The organism is Paenibacillus sp. FSL H7-0326, from assembly GCF_001955535.1.
In the GTDB taxonomy this organism is placed as follows: domain Bacteria; phylum Bacillota; class Bacilli; order Paenibacillales; family Paenibacillaceae; genus Paenibacillus; species Paenibacillus shunpengii.
Map to the genome: position 1 here is coordinate 1,909,000 of NZ_MPVN01000001.1, position 12,427 is coordinate 1,921,426.

Genomic DNA, 12,427 nt, shown 5'->3' on the forward strand with positions numbered 1-12,427 from the left:
TTATTTAATGCTGGCTTGCAACGCTTTGAGGTTGTGACGCATCGCTTCCAAGTACCCTAAATCATTCTCTATTAATTCCTCTGAAAGCACCTCTAAATCATATAAGACAGCTGTCTCTGTCCCTGTTTCTGCAGCAACCGTTTGAGCGATAGAGGAGCTGGCCCCTTGTTGATAATAAATAACGGGAACATTGTATTCTTGAACTAAATCAGCAATTTCCGCAATTCGAGAAGGGCTTGGTTCTACTTCAGTAGATAGTCCACCAATCGCAATTTGTTCTAAATCATAACGATCTGCAAGGTAGCCGAAAGCTTGATGCTGTACGACAAAGGCTCTATGTGCTGCATCTTTTAATGTAGTCTGGTATTCTTTATCCAGCGCTTTAAGCTCTTCTATAAATGCTTCCGCATTGTCCTCATAAACTGCTTCTCCATCGGGGTCTGCCTCGATTAAGGCATTGCGAATAGCCAGGACCTGATCTTGTGCCAATACCGGATCAAGCCAGATATGAGGGTCTTGATTCTCATGATCATCAATGATTACAGAGATTATTTGTGATTCTGCATGAACATTCTTGTCATGATCATACAGTACAGCCTTCGCTTCGAAGCTTTCTCCTGTTGTTTTATATTCAAAACGCTCCGTCTCTTGATCAGGTACTGCTTCCCATTCATGATCTGCGTCTTCTCTTATGAACCAATTCCAGCTTTTAAATTCTGTCTCTTCATTCATTTCGGCAGCAAGTGTAACCACATCGCCTGTGTGATAATGATCTGCTAAGCCCACAATCGATATTTCTTCTCCTGCTTGTGCACCGCTGTGTTCTTCATGTTCATGTCCTGCGTGGTCTTCATCTTCGTGAGCATGGGAATCATGATTATCAATCACAAGCTCTACCGGCTCGGATTCCGCATAAACATTATGATTATGATCATATATAACGGCTCTAACTTCAAAGCTATCTTCCGGGGCTTCTATGGTGAATGCTGCTGTCCCTTGTCCAGAGACAACTGCCCATTCTTCATCTGCACTTGCTCGTTGATACCAATGCCAGTGATCATAATCGACATCGCCTGTTAATTTCGCCGTTAGCTTAATCTCACCACCCGTATGATAGTGATCGGCCACACCTTCAACTTGAACACTTACTGTGTCCGATTTCTCAGGTCCATCGGCTGCTCGTACAATGATAAGGTTGTCATTTTCTACGGTATTCAATAAACTCTTTGTCCAATACTCCATCTCATCGCTACTATAGACAAATACATCCGCTTCGTTTACAGCCGCGACATCTTGTGCACTTGGTTCAAATTGATGGGCATCCTGTCCTTCAGAGACCATGAGCTGCACATCCGCCCGATCTCCAGCAATATATTTAGTGAATTCATACATAGGTAAAAAAGAAGCTATCACAGAAATCTTGGATCCATCGTTGTTAGTCGTATTTTCTGTGTTTTGTGACTCACATCCAAAAAGAACTAAGGTTACAGTTAAAAAAACGAAAAGGGTTTGAAGCATTTTTCGATTCATGTATTATAAATCTCCTTTGCTAGATATAGTTAAAACAAGTAAAACGAAAGCAGGAAGAAGAGAAGCGGTATGCTTCTCTTCTCCTCTGTGGATTTAATGCGCTAATTGGTCACGAACGATATCCTCTGCATCTAAATCAGAAGGGTAATAAGTTGGCCAATTGGTAACCTCTTCTAATAAAGCTTCACGATCATCTCCCCAATATAAATGGTAGTGATGTGAGTCCGTTGGGAATATGAGGTGATCACTGAATTGAATATATTGCGGCATATCTGCATTTTCATCTACGAGCTTATAAATAAATCGCACGCCTCGATTACCTGCTTCGTAAGTAAGAATCTCGTAACCATCGTATTCGTAGTCACCTGAAGATTCTTTTCCATCACGGAAGAACGTTACATTGCCATTCTCAATAATGATGCGTTCTACATCTGTTTCATACCCAGTTGTGTAGTATTCTTTATATTCTTCAGCAGTCATATCGCCCTCTTCTGCTTTGTGTTCAAACACTTCGTCTAAATCACCAGCTAAAAGGTAGGGGTATACAGACTGCCAATCACCTTCCCAGTCCGATAATTCACGATCTTTGACTTGTTCATCTTCAAAGATTCCTGCATTAATGTTTTTGCTCTCTTCATCATGACCATGGTGGTCGTCGATAACGATGGTAACCGGCTCGGACTCTGCGTACACTTCATGATTACCATCGTACAGTGTAGCTTTAATTTCTAAACCATCCGTCGTTGCCTCCCCTGTAAAGGTGTCCCCCTCTTGACCAGAAGCCGCTTCCCATTCCGTTTGATCGCTTTCTTTTATGTACCAATGCCAGTGATCATAATCGACATTCTCACTGAGTACAGCAGATAATTCGATGGTATCTCCGGTATGATAATGGTCACCTAAGCCTTCTATTGTAATTGTTCCTGACTCTTGTACATCGGTCTCTTGTACATCAGTTTCTTGTACTCCTGTCTCTTCTGTTTCTGCTGCGTTATGATTAGCAGTTTCCCCTTCTTTTGCATCTTGGCAAGCGGCTAACATTACGCTTAATGCCAATAAACTAATAAGTAAAGATAATTTCTTCAAGTGTGTCTTCCCCTCTCGTCGCGCTTAATCGTAATCGTAATTATTACGTTTTAAAGGTTACACGGCTCTATACTAATTGTCAAGCTTAAATAATTGTTTTTATTTAATATTTCTAAATTGAACAGCGGTGGGGAGTCCTGCATTGGGAGGAGCTGTAATAGGGAATTCACTTAGGCTAAAAGAAAAGGAGCAGCTGGCCAAAAGGCAAACTACTCCTTGCTATTTTGAATTAATTTAAGTCGTTTCTCTCAAGTATATACACTCAGGATATTCTCCTGACTGCAAACCATAGCTCTACAAAATTAAGACCATCATCCTTACTTCCTGTAATCTCAAATTCCATCCCGTCGATCTGTTCATATCCGGCCGTAGGCAGCCACTCAGAAAAGAACCGCCTATATAGCGTTTCAATCGTTTCATTAAATTTATCCCATGTAAAAGGATCGGATGAGAAGATCGCCCACGTGTGGGCGGGTATCGTTATACTTGTGTACCCATCGGTTTTACTGGCTTCATCCTTAAATGCGCACAGCATGTAGGGGAAGGTATCCTCTTCCGTTTTTTTATAGCTACAAACAGCATGTACTTTATGATAGTCCTGATTGATAGAGGCAGGCAGGTCACCCGCATTCGCAGCAAGCCTTTCTACCTCGCCATTAGCATGGCTTTGTTTCCATAAGTCTGCTGGCGTATCCACTCCGTTTAATCGAAACACTTTTTCAATTCCGAATACTTGAAAGGATTCTTTTGTCTCCATACGGTAATTCATAGCCTCTTCCCCTTTGATTGAAATAAGGAAGGAGATCCGTGGATAGGCTTTGAGGGCAGTCCCTTCTTCCCGGGCCATTGCTGGATTTACGCCATGTAATAATTGAAAAGCCCTTGCGAATGAAACTGGAGATTCATAACCATACTTTATGGCGATATCAACAACTCTCATGTCACTATTCTGCAATTCAATAGCAGCGAGAGTAAGCCGTCTTCTCCTGATATATTCTGCCAAAGGCACATTTGTAATGAATGAAAACATTCTTTGGAACTGATGTGATGAACAACAAGCACATTGAGCTACTTCCTTTAAGTCAATCTCGCCGGTTAGATTCAATTCGATATGATCTAATGCCCGGTTCATTCTCATAAGCCAATCCATCTGATCCCTCCCTCTTATCCAAAGTATAGTTATGCCATGGCTTCGTATCGCAACTATTTGTGCTCAATTAAGTTTCATATCCGGGGGGAGTGGGTGCTTTTCTTCATTCAGATAATATGAGGTCAAGCCAGGACTTAGCCTCATGGTACAGAACAGGATTGTTGTCCGGCGTGTAGTATGCAAGAGCTGATACCGCTTGGGATACGACCCATCCCTTTGCTCTTGCCCACGTAGCATCATCTGTCGGGAGATGTTCGCGGAATGCATCACGGGCTGCTGCGGAATGCAGCTTCCATGCAACCATGATGTCGCACGCTGGATCTCCAATACCCATTGTATCCCAATCGATCACACCCGTAATGCGTCCGTTTCGCACAAGCCAGTTACGCACATCGAGGTCGCCGTGATGCCAAACGGGTGGGCCGTTCCAGGGAGGCGCAGCAAGCGCAGATTCCCACACTGCGGACACGGCAGGATCGCCATCGAACCGTGCCAGCCAGTATTGAAACTCTTCATTCCGCTGAGCCAGAGGAATACCGCGTCCTGACGGTCCCCCCGATGGATTGATTTGTTGCAGTGCTCCAACGAAATCTGCAAGATCACGTGCTGCCTGAATTACGTCCATCTCTTCTATTGGCACCATCTTCCCCTCAACCCATGTATGTATTTCCCAAAACCACGGATATTCGTTATTCGGTTGCCCTTGTGCAATAGGAAGAGGCGTCTCCAGCGGAAGTAAGGGTGCGAGCTTGGGCAGCCAGATCCATTCACGACTTTCTGGTATCGCAGGTCCCTCGCGCCGTGCAAGACGAACAGAATATTCGTCGCCGAGCCGAAAGATGGCGTTCACTGTGCCCGCCGGCTCGATCCGCTCCAGGGTTAGCTCTGCCCACTGGGGGAACTGCTCCAGAATGAGACGGCGTACAAGCGCTTCGTCAATTTCCATTTCGTCAGCATGCATCTTTCCTGCTCCCATGTTAACACCTCTTCGTTAGATTTATTAAGTCAGCACAATATGACTCTTCTTATCTAACAGCGTATCAATATAATAAGGAGCTGTGCTGGTAATATTCAATTATAGGTGAACTAGCCTTCCAGATCTTTAATGCTGCACTTTCTCGAATAAATTAAGCAGATTACTTAGTCACTATCTTTCATGAGTTTATCTAGGTAGGAATTGTACAACGCTCTGTATCTTTCGTTTTCCTCGCACACAATTAATGTAACCAACCTTTGAATTACTACTTCTCTAATCCAACGATTCATAAGTCAGATCTCCTTCACTGAACGATTTGTAACATCCAATTTCTAATGGTAAAGCTTGCTTCCTTCAATCGAATATTACGCTTATAATCAGCGAAAATATACATGTTTCCCGATTTATTTCTTATTGACGTGAATTGATATTTGTTACATATATGAAACATAGCGTTTTGGAATCATGTATAATAAAAATACTCAAATATAAAAGATCTTAACTAATAATGTGAAGGAGTTCTCCCCCATGTTCTCGAACGAACAGATTTTATCTTTTAACGATTTAGAATTGTCACTATATAACTATATCTCTCAACACATGGAAAAAGTAGCGTATATGCGTATCAGAGAATTAGCAGATGAAACTCATGTATCCACAGCGACGATCCTGCGTTTCTGTCGAAAAAATCAATGTGAAGGTTTCTCTGAATTTAAAGTAAAATTGAAAATGCATCTGGCCCAGCACAAGAAAACATCGTTAAAAAATTCACACCACGCTATATTCGAATTTTTTGAACGAACCCTAAAACCCGAATGGGAGGAAAAAATCAAGGAGGCCGCCCGACTTGTAGCAGAAGCGAGCTCCGTCATTTTTATTGGTACGGGAAGTTCCGGAATTATGGCCGAGTATGGTGCTAGATATTTTTCGAATTTGGGGACTTTTTCTATGTATATAAAGGATCCTCACTTCCCTATCCATGCTAAAGTACGACAGAATAGTATCACCATTGCACTATCAACATCCGGTGAGAACACGTTTACCATTACTCACCTTAAACAACTAAAGCAGGAACAGAACAAAATAATTAGCATTACAAATAACAGACAATCAACAATTTCTAAAATTTCCGACATCAATATTCCCTATTATGTAAGTGAAGAATTTTACGAATCAGCGAATATCACCACTCAGGTGCCAGTTCTTTTTGTTCTGGAATGGTTGGGACGGGAAGTATATAGACGCAATAAGCTAATGAAGATTGAATAATACCTCGTTACGTTGAATCACGCACCAGATCATTTCCGTTTGGCTCATAGTGAAATCTATATCTTCCCCATCTACTTATAGCATCAAGTTAATCGGTGTGGGCGACGGCTCGGATCTCAATTAGTTGATGTGGAAACGCTAGACTCGATACACCGACGGAAGTAACAGCCGGTCTATGGTCTCCTATGTACGCTTTGTACAATTGGACGCACTGCTCAAAATGCTCTTCCGGTTGGGTCATATAAATTTCTAACTCAGCAAGATTAGACCTTGTGACACCAAACCCTGTAAGCACACGATCGAGGTTCTCGAACGTCTGCAGTGTCTGTACTTCGAAATTGTCTTCACCAACGAACTCGCCTTGCATATTGTGGGAAAATTGCCCAGAAATATAGATTGTGCCATTCACACTATATCCTTGGGTAACACCAAAGGCTTCTTCCCAAGCAACACCATGATTGTAAGTTTTAATATTCTTCATTTTATTCTCTCCTTCAATTCAAAGTAAGGTTAGTATAAAATGAGCAATGATAAAAATGTAGTACGCACTTCTTTGATAGCTACTACCCGAAAGGATAGTGTAATGATGAGTATGGCTGAATATAAAGGCAAAGTTCGTAATATTCAAGATACCCCATTTGGTTATACGATGTCAGTGATCGGCGGCAAATGGAAGATGGTTATCATCTATCTGTTAGCAGAGAATCAACCTGTCAGGTTTAATGATCTTAAGAGACAAATAGGAGCAATTACTTATAAAATATTGAGTTCACAGCTCAAAGAATTGGAAGCAGATGGTCTTGTCGTGCGGAAGGAATATCCACAAGTCCCTCCTAAGGTAGAGTACAGTCTCACAGACAAAGCGGAGACGCTCTTACCTTTATTAGAAGAATTATGTGAGTGGGGAGTAAAAAATCGAGGCGTGTAAACTGGGTTTTTGGAACCGTTGGCAACTATAGTAAAGCAGCTGTATCACATTGACGCAGCTGCTAATTGTGCATAATGGAGTTTCGTATTCACTTATGAATAGCCTAAAGCAGTCTTTAAAGAGCTTACCATTATATTATAGAGCACCTGGGTTTCGTCATCGACAATAAATGTGATCGTATATACGTCTTCCATACTTTGAATTGGATCATAAATCGAAATGTCCTGAAAGGTACCATCTTTCGTCTTTTCATAGAAAAACTGTATGATTCCTTGTCCGCTAACTCCTGCCGATCCATATTGGCTTATGATATCTGACAAAGAACTTTTACCTAACACGATGCCTTTTTTTGTGGAAAGTAAAGGTGCTGTATTGGGAGTATCAGTATTCAAATCTACGCTCCAAGCATCTAGCTCTCCATTTTCGTTAAAGTGTCCAGAGAATAATGGATAAATATCAAAATCAAATATATCCTGTTCAGTAGTTTTGCCAAACCGATTATCGACGGTTTGTTTCAAATCTCCGAAGGTAAGACCTGGAAATCCACCACTACCGTACAAATTAAAATCCTCTTGTGTGACTGGCTCTGTACTAAAATCAGGAATTAATTCATTAGTGACAATGGACGCATCAGGAATAAGACTAAGCTCTGTGGGAACTACAGGTCTTTCATAAAGCTCAAGTTTTCCATGAAAGGCAAGCTGACGTATCCACTGGAGTGCTTCTGCTCTAGTGAATGTACTATTACCATCAAACTGTTCTGGAGAACTAACTTCGCTATTAGCTATTCCATGTCCAATTAAATAGGCAACAGTATCCGCTCCTGTATAGTGAACACCCTGTGAAGCACTAATGATTTCGGCAGCCCGTAATTTTGTAATTGGCTGAAATCTCTTGCTAAAAGTATCTATTCCTAGTGCAGGATGGTTATAATTCTTAGCTATCCAGTAAGGACCCTCTGTCCAACTTTCTTCTTGTTGATAGATACTGCTTGCATTCGGAATAGCCATACCCATTGCTCTATACAACATCTTCAGGAATTCCGCTTCTGTTATTACTTGGTCAGGCTTAAGGCTTGAATTGGAGTATCCATTAATTATGTTTTGAGAGATCCCCCATTGAAAGAGACGTTTGGCCCAATGTCCATCCATGCCTACAGCTGGAGTGCTATGCATCCATAGCGAAGTAACGATATCCTCATCGTCAAGCACCGTTATTTCTGATTCAGCTGCTACCGTTGTTGCTCCCATTAAGAATGATGCTAAAATCAAGCCAGTGGTCATACGTTTGATATTTATCAGACTTTATCATCCTCTCTTAGAATTGATTGAAAACTATATGTATATATCGGAAAACCGTGCCTGCCAATCGAGGTGCAATATAATATACCGAAACAGTGGTGGGGCATTTTTCTACTCATCCTTTATCAATACATTTCAATACTAAATTTCCAAACCTTTGGATGTCTTGGATATAATCATACCCTGGGGGATTAGGTCCGAGCTGATTTAACATTCTGACGGCCACGACGTGATACTCAGGAATAACTAGAACCGCATTTCCAAAGAAACCGAATAATTGATAGGAGCCCCGAGGAAGGTCGTACCCTAGCTCAGATACTGGCCGGTTCATATCTTTTACCCACCAAAAGAACCCATTTCGAGGTAAAGCTTCATCGAGCTGACTTGGAGTCACGATGGAAACGGCTTGTTCGAAGATTAAACGAGGTAGTATTTGTTCCCCCTTATACTTCTTCCCCTTATTCAAAAACAAGTTTCCCCATTTAGCTAAATCTCGTGTATTCGAATCAATTTCATAAATGATTAAAAGGTATTTTGAAATTGATTCATTACAAATAGATTCGCCTCGCTGCCGTCATTGCTTGAGTATTCTTCATTAACCCATACCAACTTGTCATTTTTCTTATGTTTCCAGTCTGTATTTATGAATCCATAAGGGGCAAATACTCGATCCCTTAACACTTGTGCAAGAGATTGGTTAAATACGTTATGTACGATCCTAATAAGCAAATTAACCCCCGCATTATTGTATTTCCAATCTGTCCCTGGTGGGAATAGCCTTTCGTTTGGTCCTTGCAGGCCATGAGTATGTGTCAGGATATGCCGTATGGTTGTATTGTGTAAAACCTTCACGTTTGTATCTTCTAAATAGTCTACGATGTAATCGTCAATACTTCTTATTTTCCCTTCATAGAGCGCAAGGCTGATCGCCAGACCAAGATAGGCTTTGCGAATGGATGCTACATTGAACTGTGAATCTTCATCTATTGATCGACTGTTAGCGGACTTATCATGGTAGCCAGAATAACATTCATTTACGATCTGATTATTTTGCATGACCAGGACTGATGATCCTGATGCAGAAATTTGATTCCTGATCTCCTCCACATGATCATTAAGCTCATCAAAAGTGTGAATTGATTGATTAAGATTCATGGTACCCCTCCGTTAATGGAACTTCTAAATCAAATATTCGACAGTTCACTACATTAACCTGCCCGTTCATTAGGTTGATAACTGTTCGTTCTCTCCAATGTTTCAAGCAGGCATCTGAACTTTATATTGATTATTTTTCCAATAAAGGATATTTTATATTTAGCTTAGTGATAAGCAAGTTCCTGACACGAAGGGAGATGTTTTTAATGGCTGCGACTTATATGGTGGTTCTGTCTTAGAAACTGAATAGCAGGCATACGCAATTAGAAACGGAAAATGCCCGTATTATTTGGTATGCCATCCAAAGTAACCTTTCGTGAATATTGCTGTTTGCAGATACGATGGAGGTCGTATCTTTTTTGCGTCTAACAAACAATATTAAAGGAGCTAAAAATGAATATTAAAATTGATGCACTGATCCATGCCTTAAGCCAGCAGTTCAAGACCCATATTATCTCCACTGACTTTCAAACGATATCGCTACAAGGCGGCACTGTGGGTAATGTGTACCTCGTTACTGGAAACGCCGATAGCATGGATGGTGACCAATTGCCATACCATATCGTGCTTAAAATCCAGAAGAAATGGGACCGATACGGCGATCCGGGTTCTTGGCGCCGGGAATATGATCTCTATGCATCTGATCTGGGAGCGACGTTCTCGGATGCCTTACGCTGGCCGACATGTTATTACGCGGAGATGAATGCCGAAGAAGATGAATTCCAGTTATGGCTGGAATATATCGATGGCGTATCAGGTTTAGACTTGACTGGTGATATGTATGAGCACGCCGCGCTGGAATTAGGCCGTTATCAAGGCAAGCTGTACGCAGAGCAGCCCGCTGTACTGCAGAGTCTGACCAACCTGAGCCCTGCGGATCTCATGAAGAATACGTATCTCCACTACCGGTCATGGCCGGTAGTGTATGACTATATACGCTCGGAGGACTGTGCTTTCCCGCAGCATGCGCGGCAAATGCTTATCGATATCGATGAGCACTCAGATGAGATATTTGCCCGCATCGAGAAATTGCCCCTCGTGCTGTGCCACCGGGACTTCTGGGTCACCAACCTGATCTATACCGAGGAGAAAATCGCGCTCATCGACTGGGATACATCCGGATGGGGCTACCTGGGCGAGGATCTCGCAAGCCTGATTGCGGATGAAGCGGATATTCATCACATGGTCGAATACTACCAGCGATGTGTCCCTGCGTATTACAAAGGATTTTCGGAATATGCAGATGTATCTCAGATTGCCGAGCATTGTGTACACGAGATGATCCTTCTCGCATTCGGGTACAGGCTCGTGGAGTGGTATCTCCACACTGAGGATGATGAAGAGAAGACCATGCATGTCGATACACTCCAAAAAATCTATGAAATAAAGAGCATTCCTGTATAGGATTAACTCTTAAAAAAAGAGCTCCGAAAACCCTTGATTGCAGTGGGTTTTCGGAGCTTTTACTTTTTAGATACTAAATTAAGGATTATCAATCTGGGAATTTCTACTTTAGAGATTCGGGGTATACGGTCAAATTTGATCCTTACGACTTACTTCCACCATTCATCCTGCGGAGTAACCGGAAGCTCTCTTTTATGCTGTGAAGCCTTGTAACGCGCTTCGATCTTCGCCGCAGATGTCGAATCAACCTCATGTCCAGTAAGATAGCTGTCCAGTGTCTCATATGTGATTCCTAGCTCGGTCTCGTCTGCTTGCTGAGGCTTATTGTCCAATAGATCCGCTGTCGGAGTCTTCAAATACAGACGTTCCGAGGCACCAAGCTCCTTCAGCAGCTCCCGGCCCTGGCTCTTCGATAGTCCAGAGAGAGGAATGAGGTCTGCACCGCCGTCTCCAAACTTGGTGAAAAATCCCGTAATCGCTTCTGCAGCGTGATCTGTACCGATGACGAGGGCTCCGCGTTCGCCTGCAACCGCATATTGCACGATCATACGCATTCTGGCTTTGACGTTCCCTTTGTGATAATCCGCCAATGCTTGCCCTGCGGCTGAATTATACTCACTTGTGAAGGCATTTACCGAGTCTTCGATATTAAATACGACCGTATCGTCTGGTTGAATGAACTCAAGGGCTGCCATCGCATCCGCCTCATCGAGCTGAGTTCCGTAAGGCAGGCGAATCGCAGTAAAGCGAGCTTCATATCCTTCCTCACGCAGCGATTCCACGGCCAGCTGAGCCAGTCTCCCGGCTAATGTGGAATCCTGTCCGCCGCTGATGCCGAGCACGTATCCTTTGGCTCCTGTCTTTTTGCAATAATCCTTCAGGAAATTCACTCTTGCGCTGATCTCTTCACTTGCGACAATACTAGGCTTTACATTCAGTTCTTCTATGATTTGTTTTTGAGTATTCATTTCTTGGTTCCTCCCTATTTTTGATGTAAAAATCATTTATATAATTGATGCTTTTTAATATAGTCATAGCATGGATCAGGGACTAAATAGCGGGGTTCGCCTCCCATTCTCAACTCATCCCTGATATAGCTTGAGCTGATCTCCATGGCCAGACCCTTATCAATCAAGTGAAACGTGTATCCATCATCCGAGTTCCTTAGAATCGGCGATTTGCTGATTGCAGACAACATATTAATTCCGTCCCGTGCCATAACGATAAATTTGTTCTCGCGAATAAGCTCCTCAGCCCGGCTCCATTTGCCCTCTCCGATATCTATAAGCAGATCGGCACCCATGATAAAGTAAATTTCATCATCCGGGAACTTCTCTCTGTAATGTCTAAGGGTGAGGTAGGTTGCGATTTCCCAGCCAAGCTGCTGCATTTCGTAAGGATCTGCTTCAAACTTGGGATTGTTCTGAATCGCCATGTTGATCATGTTCATTCGATGCTCGTCGCTGACATTCATCGTTTTGTCCTGGCGCTTGCTGGAGCAGGGCAGAAAGATCACTTTATCCAGCTTGGCACGGTGAGCCACTGTACTGGCCGTCCATAAATGTACGTTCGTAATAGGATCGAAGGACGATCCGTAGATGCCTATCTTCGCCACCGATGCTCCCTCC

General features: G+C 42.6%; 13 protein-coding genes. 3 read left to right on the forward strand and 10 right to left on the reverse strand.

What is annotated here, in order from left to right; translation table 11 throughout:
• The 4 genes from BK126_RS09280 to BK126_RS09295 form a co-directional block, all read right to left on the reverse strand.
• Window positions 1-1,530, reverse strand: a complete 1,530-nt coding sequence (locus tag BK126_RS09280) for a metal ABC transporter solute-binding protein, Zn/Mn family (RefSeq protein ID WP_076312255.1) — start codon at window positions 1,528-1,530, stop codon at window positions 1-3.
• 93 nt (window positions 1,531-1,623) lie between these two features.
• Window positions 1,624-2,616 carry a ZinT family metal-binding protein gene (locus tag BK126_RS09285; protein WP_076312256.1) on the reverse strand — a complete coding sequence of 331 codons (993 nt, stop codon included), beginning with the start codon at window positions 2,614-2,616 and terminating at the stop codon, window positions 1,624-1,626.
• 262 nt (window positions 2,617-2,878) lie between these two features.
• Window positions 2,879-3,766: an AraC family transcriptional regulator gene (locus tag BK126_RS09290; RefSeq protein ID WP_076312257.1), complete on the reverse strand. Its 888-nt coding sequence runs from the start codon at window positions 3,764-3,766 to the stop codon at window positions 2,879-2,881.
• Window positions 3,767-3,869: 103 nt separating this feature from the next.
• A complete protein-coding gene (locus tag BK126_RS09295) occupies window positions 3,870-4,742 on the reverse strand; it encodes an aminoglycoside phosphotransferase family protein (RefSeq protein WP_076312258.1) in 873 nt (290 codons plus the stop codon).
• Window positions 4,743-5,270: 528 nt separating this feature from the next.
• Between BK126_RS09295 and BK126_RS09300 the strand changes: the two genes are divergently transcribed.
• Window positions 5,271-6,011 (forward strand): MurR/RpiR family transcriptional regulator, encoded by a 741-nt coding sequence (locus BK126_RS09300; RefSeq protein WP_076312259.1) that lies wholly within the window; start codon window positions 5,271-5,273, stop codon window positions 6,009-6,011.
• A gap of 88 nt (window positions 6,012-6,099) precedes the next feature.
• On the opposite strand, the gene BK126_RS09305 is transcribed toward BK126_RS09300, so the two are convergent.
• Window positions 6,100-6,492 (reverse strand): RidA family protein, encoded by a 393-nt coding sequence (locus tag BK126_RS09305; protein ID WP_076312260.1) that lies wholly within the window; start codon window positions 6,490-6,492, stop codon window positions 6,100-6,102.
• A 105-nt stretch (window positions 6,493-6,597) separates the two neighbouring features.
• Between BK126_RS09305 and BK126_RS09310 the strand changes: the two genes are divergently transcribed.
• A complete protein-coding gene (locus BK126_RS09310) occupies window positions 6,598-6,939 on the forward strand; it encodes a winged helix-turn-helix transcriptional regulator (RefSeq protein WP_047914374.1) in 342 nt (113 codons plus the stop codon).
• A 92-nt stretch (window positions 6,940-7,031) separates the two neighbouring features.
• Here the strand turns inward: BK126_RS09310 and BK126_RS09315 are convergent, their stop codons facing one another.
• The 3 genes from BK126_RS09315 to BK126_RS29820 form a co-directional block, all read right to left on the reverse strand.
• The gene (locus BK126_RS09315; protein WP_179085527.1) at window positions 7,032-8,189 is read right to left on the reverse strand and encodes an S-layer homology domain-containing protein; all 1,158 of its coding nucleotides are present in this window, start codon (window positions 8,187-8,189) and stop codon (window positions 7,032-7,034) included.
• 166 nt (window positions 8,190-8,355) lie between these two features.
• Complete coding sequence (locus BK126_RS29815; RefSeq protein WP_256702759.1) at window positions 8,356-8,706, reverse strand: serine hydrolase family protein; 351 nt, start codon at window positions 8,704-8,706, stop codon at window positions 8,356-8,358.
• A gap of 56 nt (window positions 8,707-8,762) precedes the next feature.
• The gene (locus tag BK126_RS29820; protein ID WP_256702760.1) at window positions 8,763-9,395 is read right to left on the reverse strand and encodes a serine hydrolase domain-containing protein; all 633 of its coding nucleotides are present in this window, start codon (window positions 9,393-9,395) and stop codon (window positions 8,763-8,765) included.
• Between the two features lie 393 nt (window positions 9,396-9,788).
• On the opposite strand from BK126_RS29820, the gene BK126_RS09325 reads away from it, so the two are divergent.
• Window positions 9,789-10,799 (forward strand): phosphotransferase, encoded by a 1,011-nt coding sequence (locus tag BK126_RS09325; protein WP_076312262.1) that lies wholly within the window; start codon window positions 9,789-9,791, stop codon window positions 10,797-10,799.
• A gap of 149 nt (window positions 10,800-10,948) precedes the next feature.
• Here the strand turns inward: BK126_RS09325 and nadE are convergent, their stop codons facing one another.
• On the reverse strand, window positions 10,949-11,767 hold the full coding sequence (gene nadE, locus BK126_RS09330; RefSeq protein WP_076312263.1) for an ammonia-dependent NAD(+) synthetase: 819 nt from the start codon (window positions 11,765-11,767) through the stop codon (window positions 10,949-10,951).
• Window positions 11,768-11,799: 32 nt separating this feature from the next.
• A complete protein-coding gene (gene nadD / locus BK126_RS09335; protein ID WP_076312264.1) occupies window positions 11,800-12,414 on the reverse strand; it encodes a nicotinate (nicotinamide) nucleotide adenylyltransferase in 615 nt (204 codons plus the stop codon).
• Window positions 12,415-12,427 lie beyond the last annotated feature (13 nt).

Excerpts from the sequence above, each read along its gene's own strand:
- BK126_RS09280 (WP_076312255.1), bottom strand. The coding sequence starts at position 1,530 with ATGAATCGAAAAATGCTTCAAACCCTTTTCGTTTTTTTAACTGTAACC.
- BK126_RS09290 (WP_076312257.1), bottom strand. The coding sequence starts at position 3,766 with ATGGATTGGCTTATGAGAATGAACCGGGCATTAGATCATATCGAATTG.
- BK126_RS09295 (WP_076312258.1), bottom strand. The coding sequence starts at position 4,742 with ATGGGAGCAGGAAAGATGCATGCTGACGAAATGGAAATTGACGAAGCG.
- BK126_RS09300 (WP_076312259.1), top strand. The coding sequence starts at position 5,271 with ATGTTCTCGAACGAACAGATTTTATCTTTTAACGATTTAGAATTGTCA.
- BK126_RS09305 (WP_076312260.1), bottom strand. The coding sequence starts at position 6,492 with ATGAAGAATATTAAAACTTACAATCATGGTGTTGCTTGGGAAGAAGCC.
- BK126_RS09310 (WP_047914374.1), top strand. The coding sequence starts at position 6,598 with ATGAGTATGGCTGAATATAAAGGCAAAGTTCGTAATATTCAAGATACC.
- BK126_RS09315 (WP_179085527.1), bottom strand. The coding sequence starts at position 8,189 with ATGGGAGCAACAACGGTAGCAGCTGAATCAGAAATAACGGTGCTTGAC.
- BK126_RS29820 (WP_256702760.1), bottom strand. The coding sequence starts at position 9,395 with ATGAATCTTAATCAATCAATTCACACTTTTGATGAGCTTAATGATCAT.
- BK126_RS09325 (WP_076312262.1), top strand. The coding sequence starts at position 9,789 with ATGAATATTAAAATTGATGCACTGATCCATGCCTTAAGCCAGCAGTTC.
- nadE (WP_076312263.1), bottom strand. The coding sequence starts at position 11,767 with ATGAATACTCAAAAACAAATCATAGAAGAACTGAATGTAAAGCCTAGT.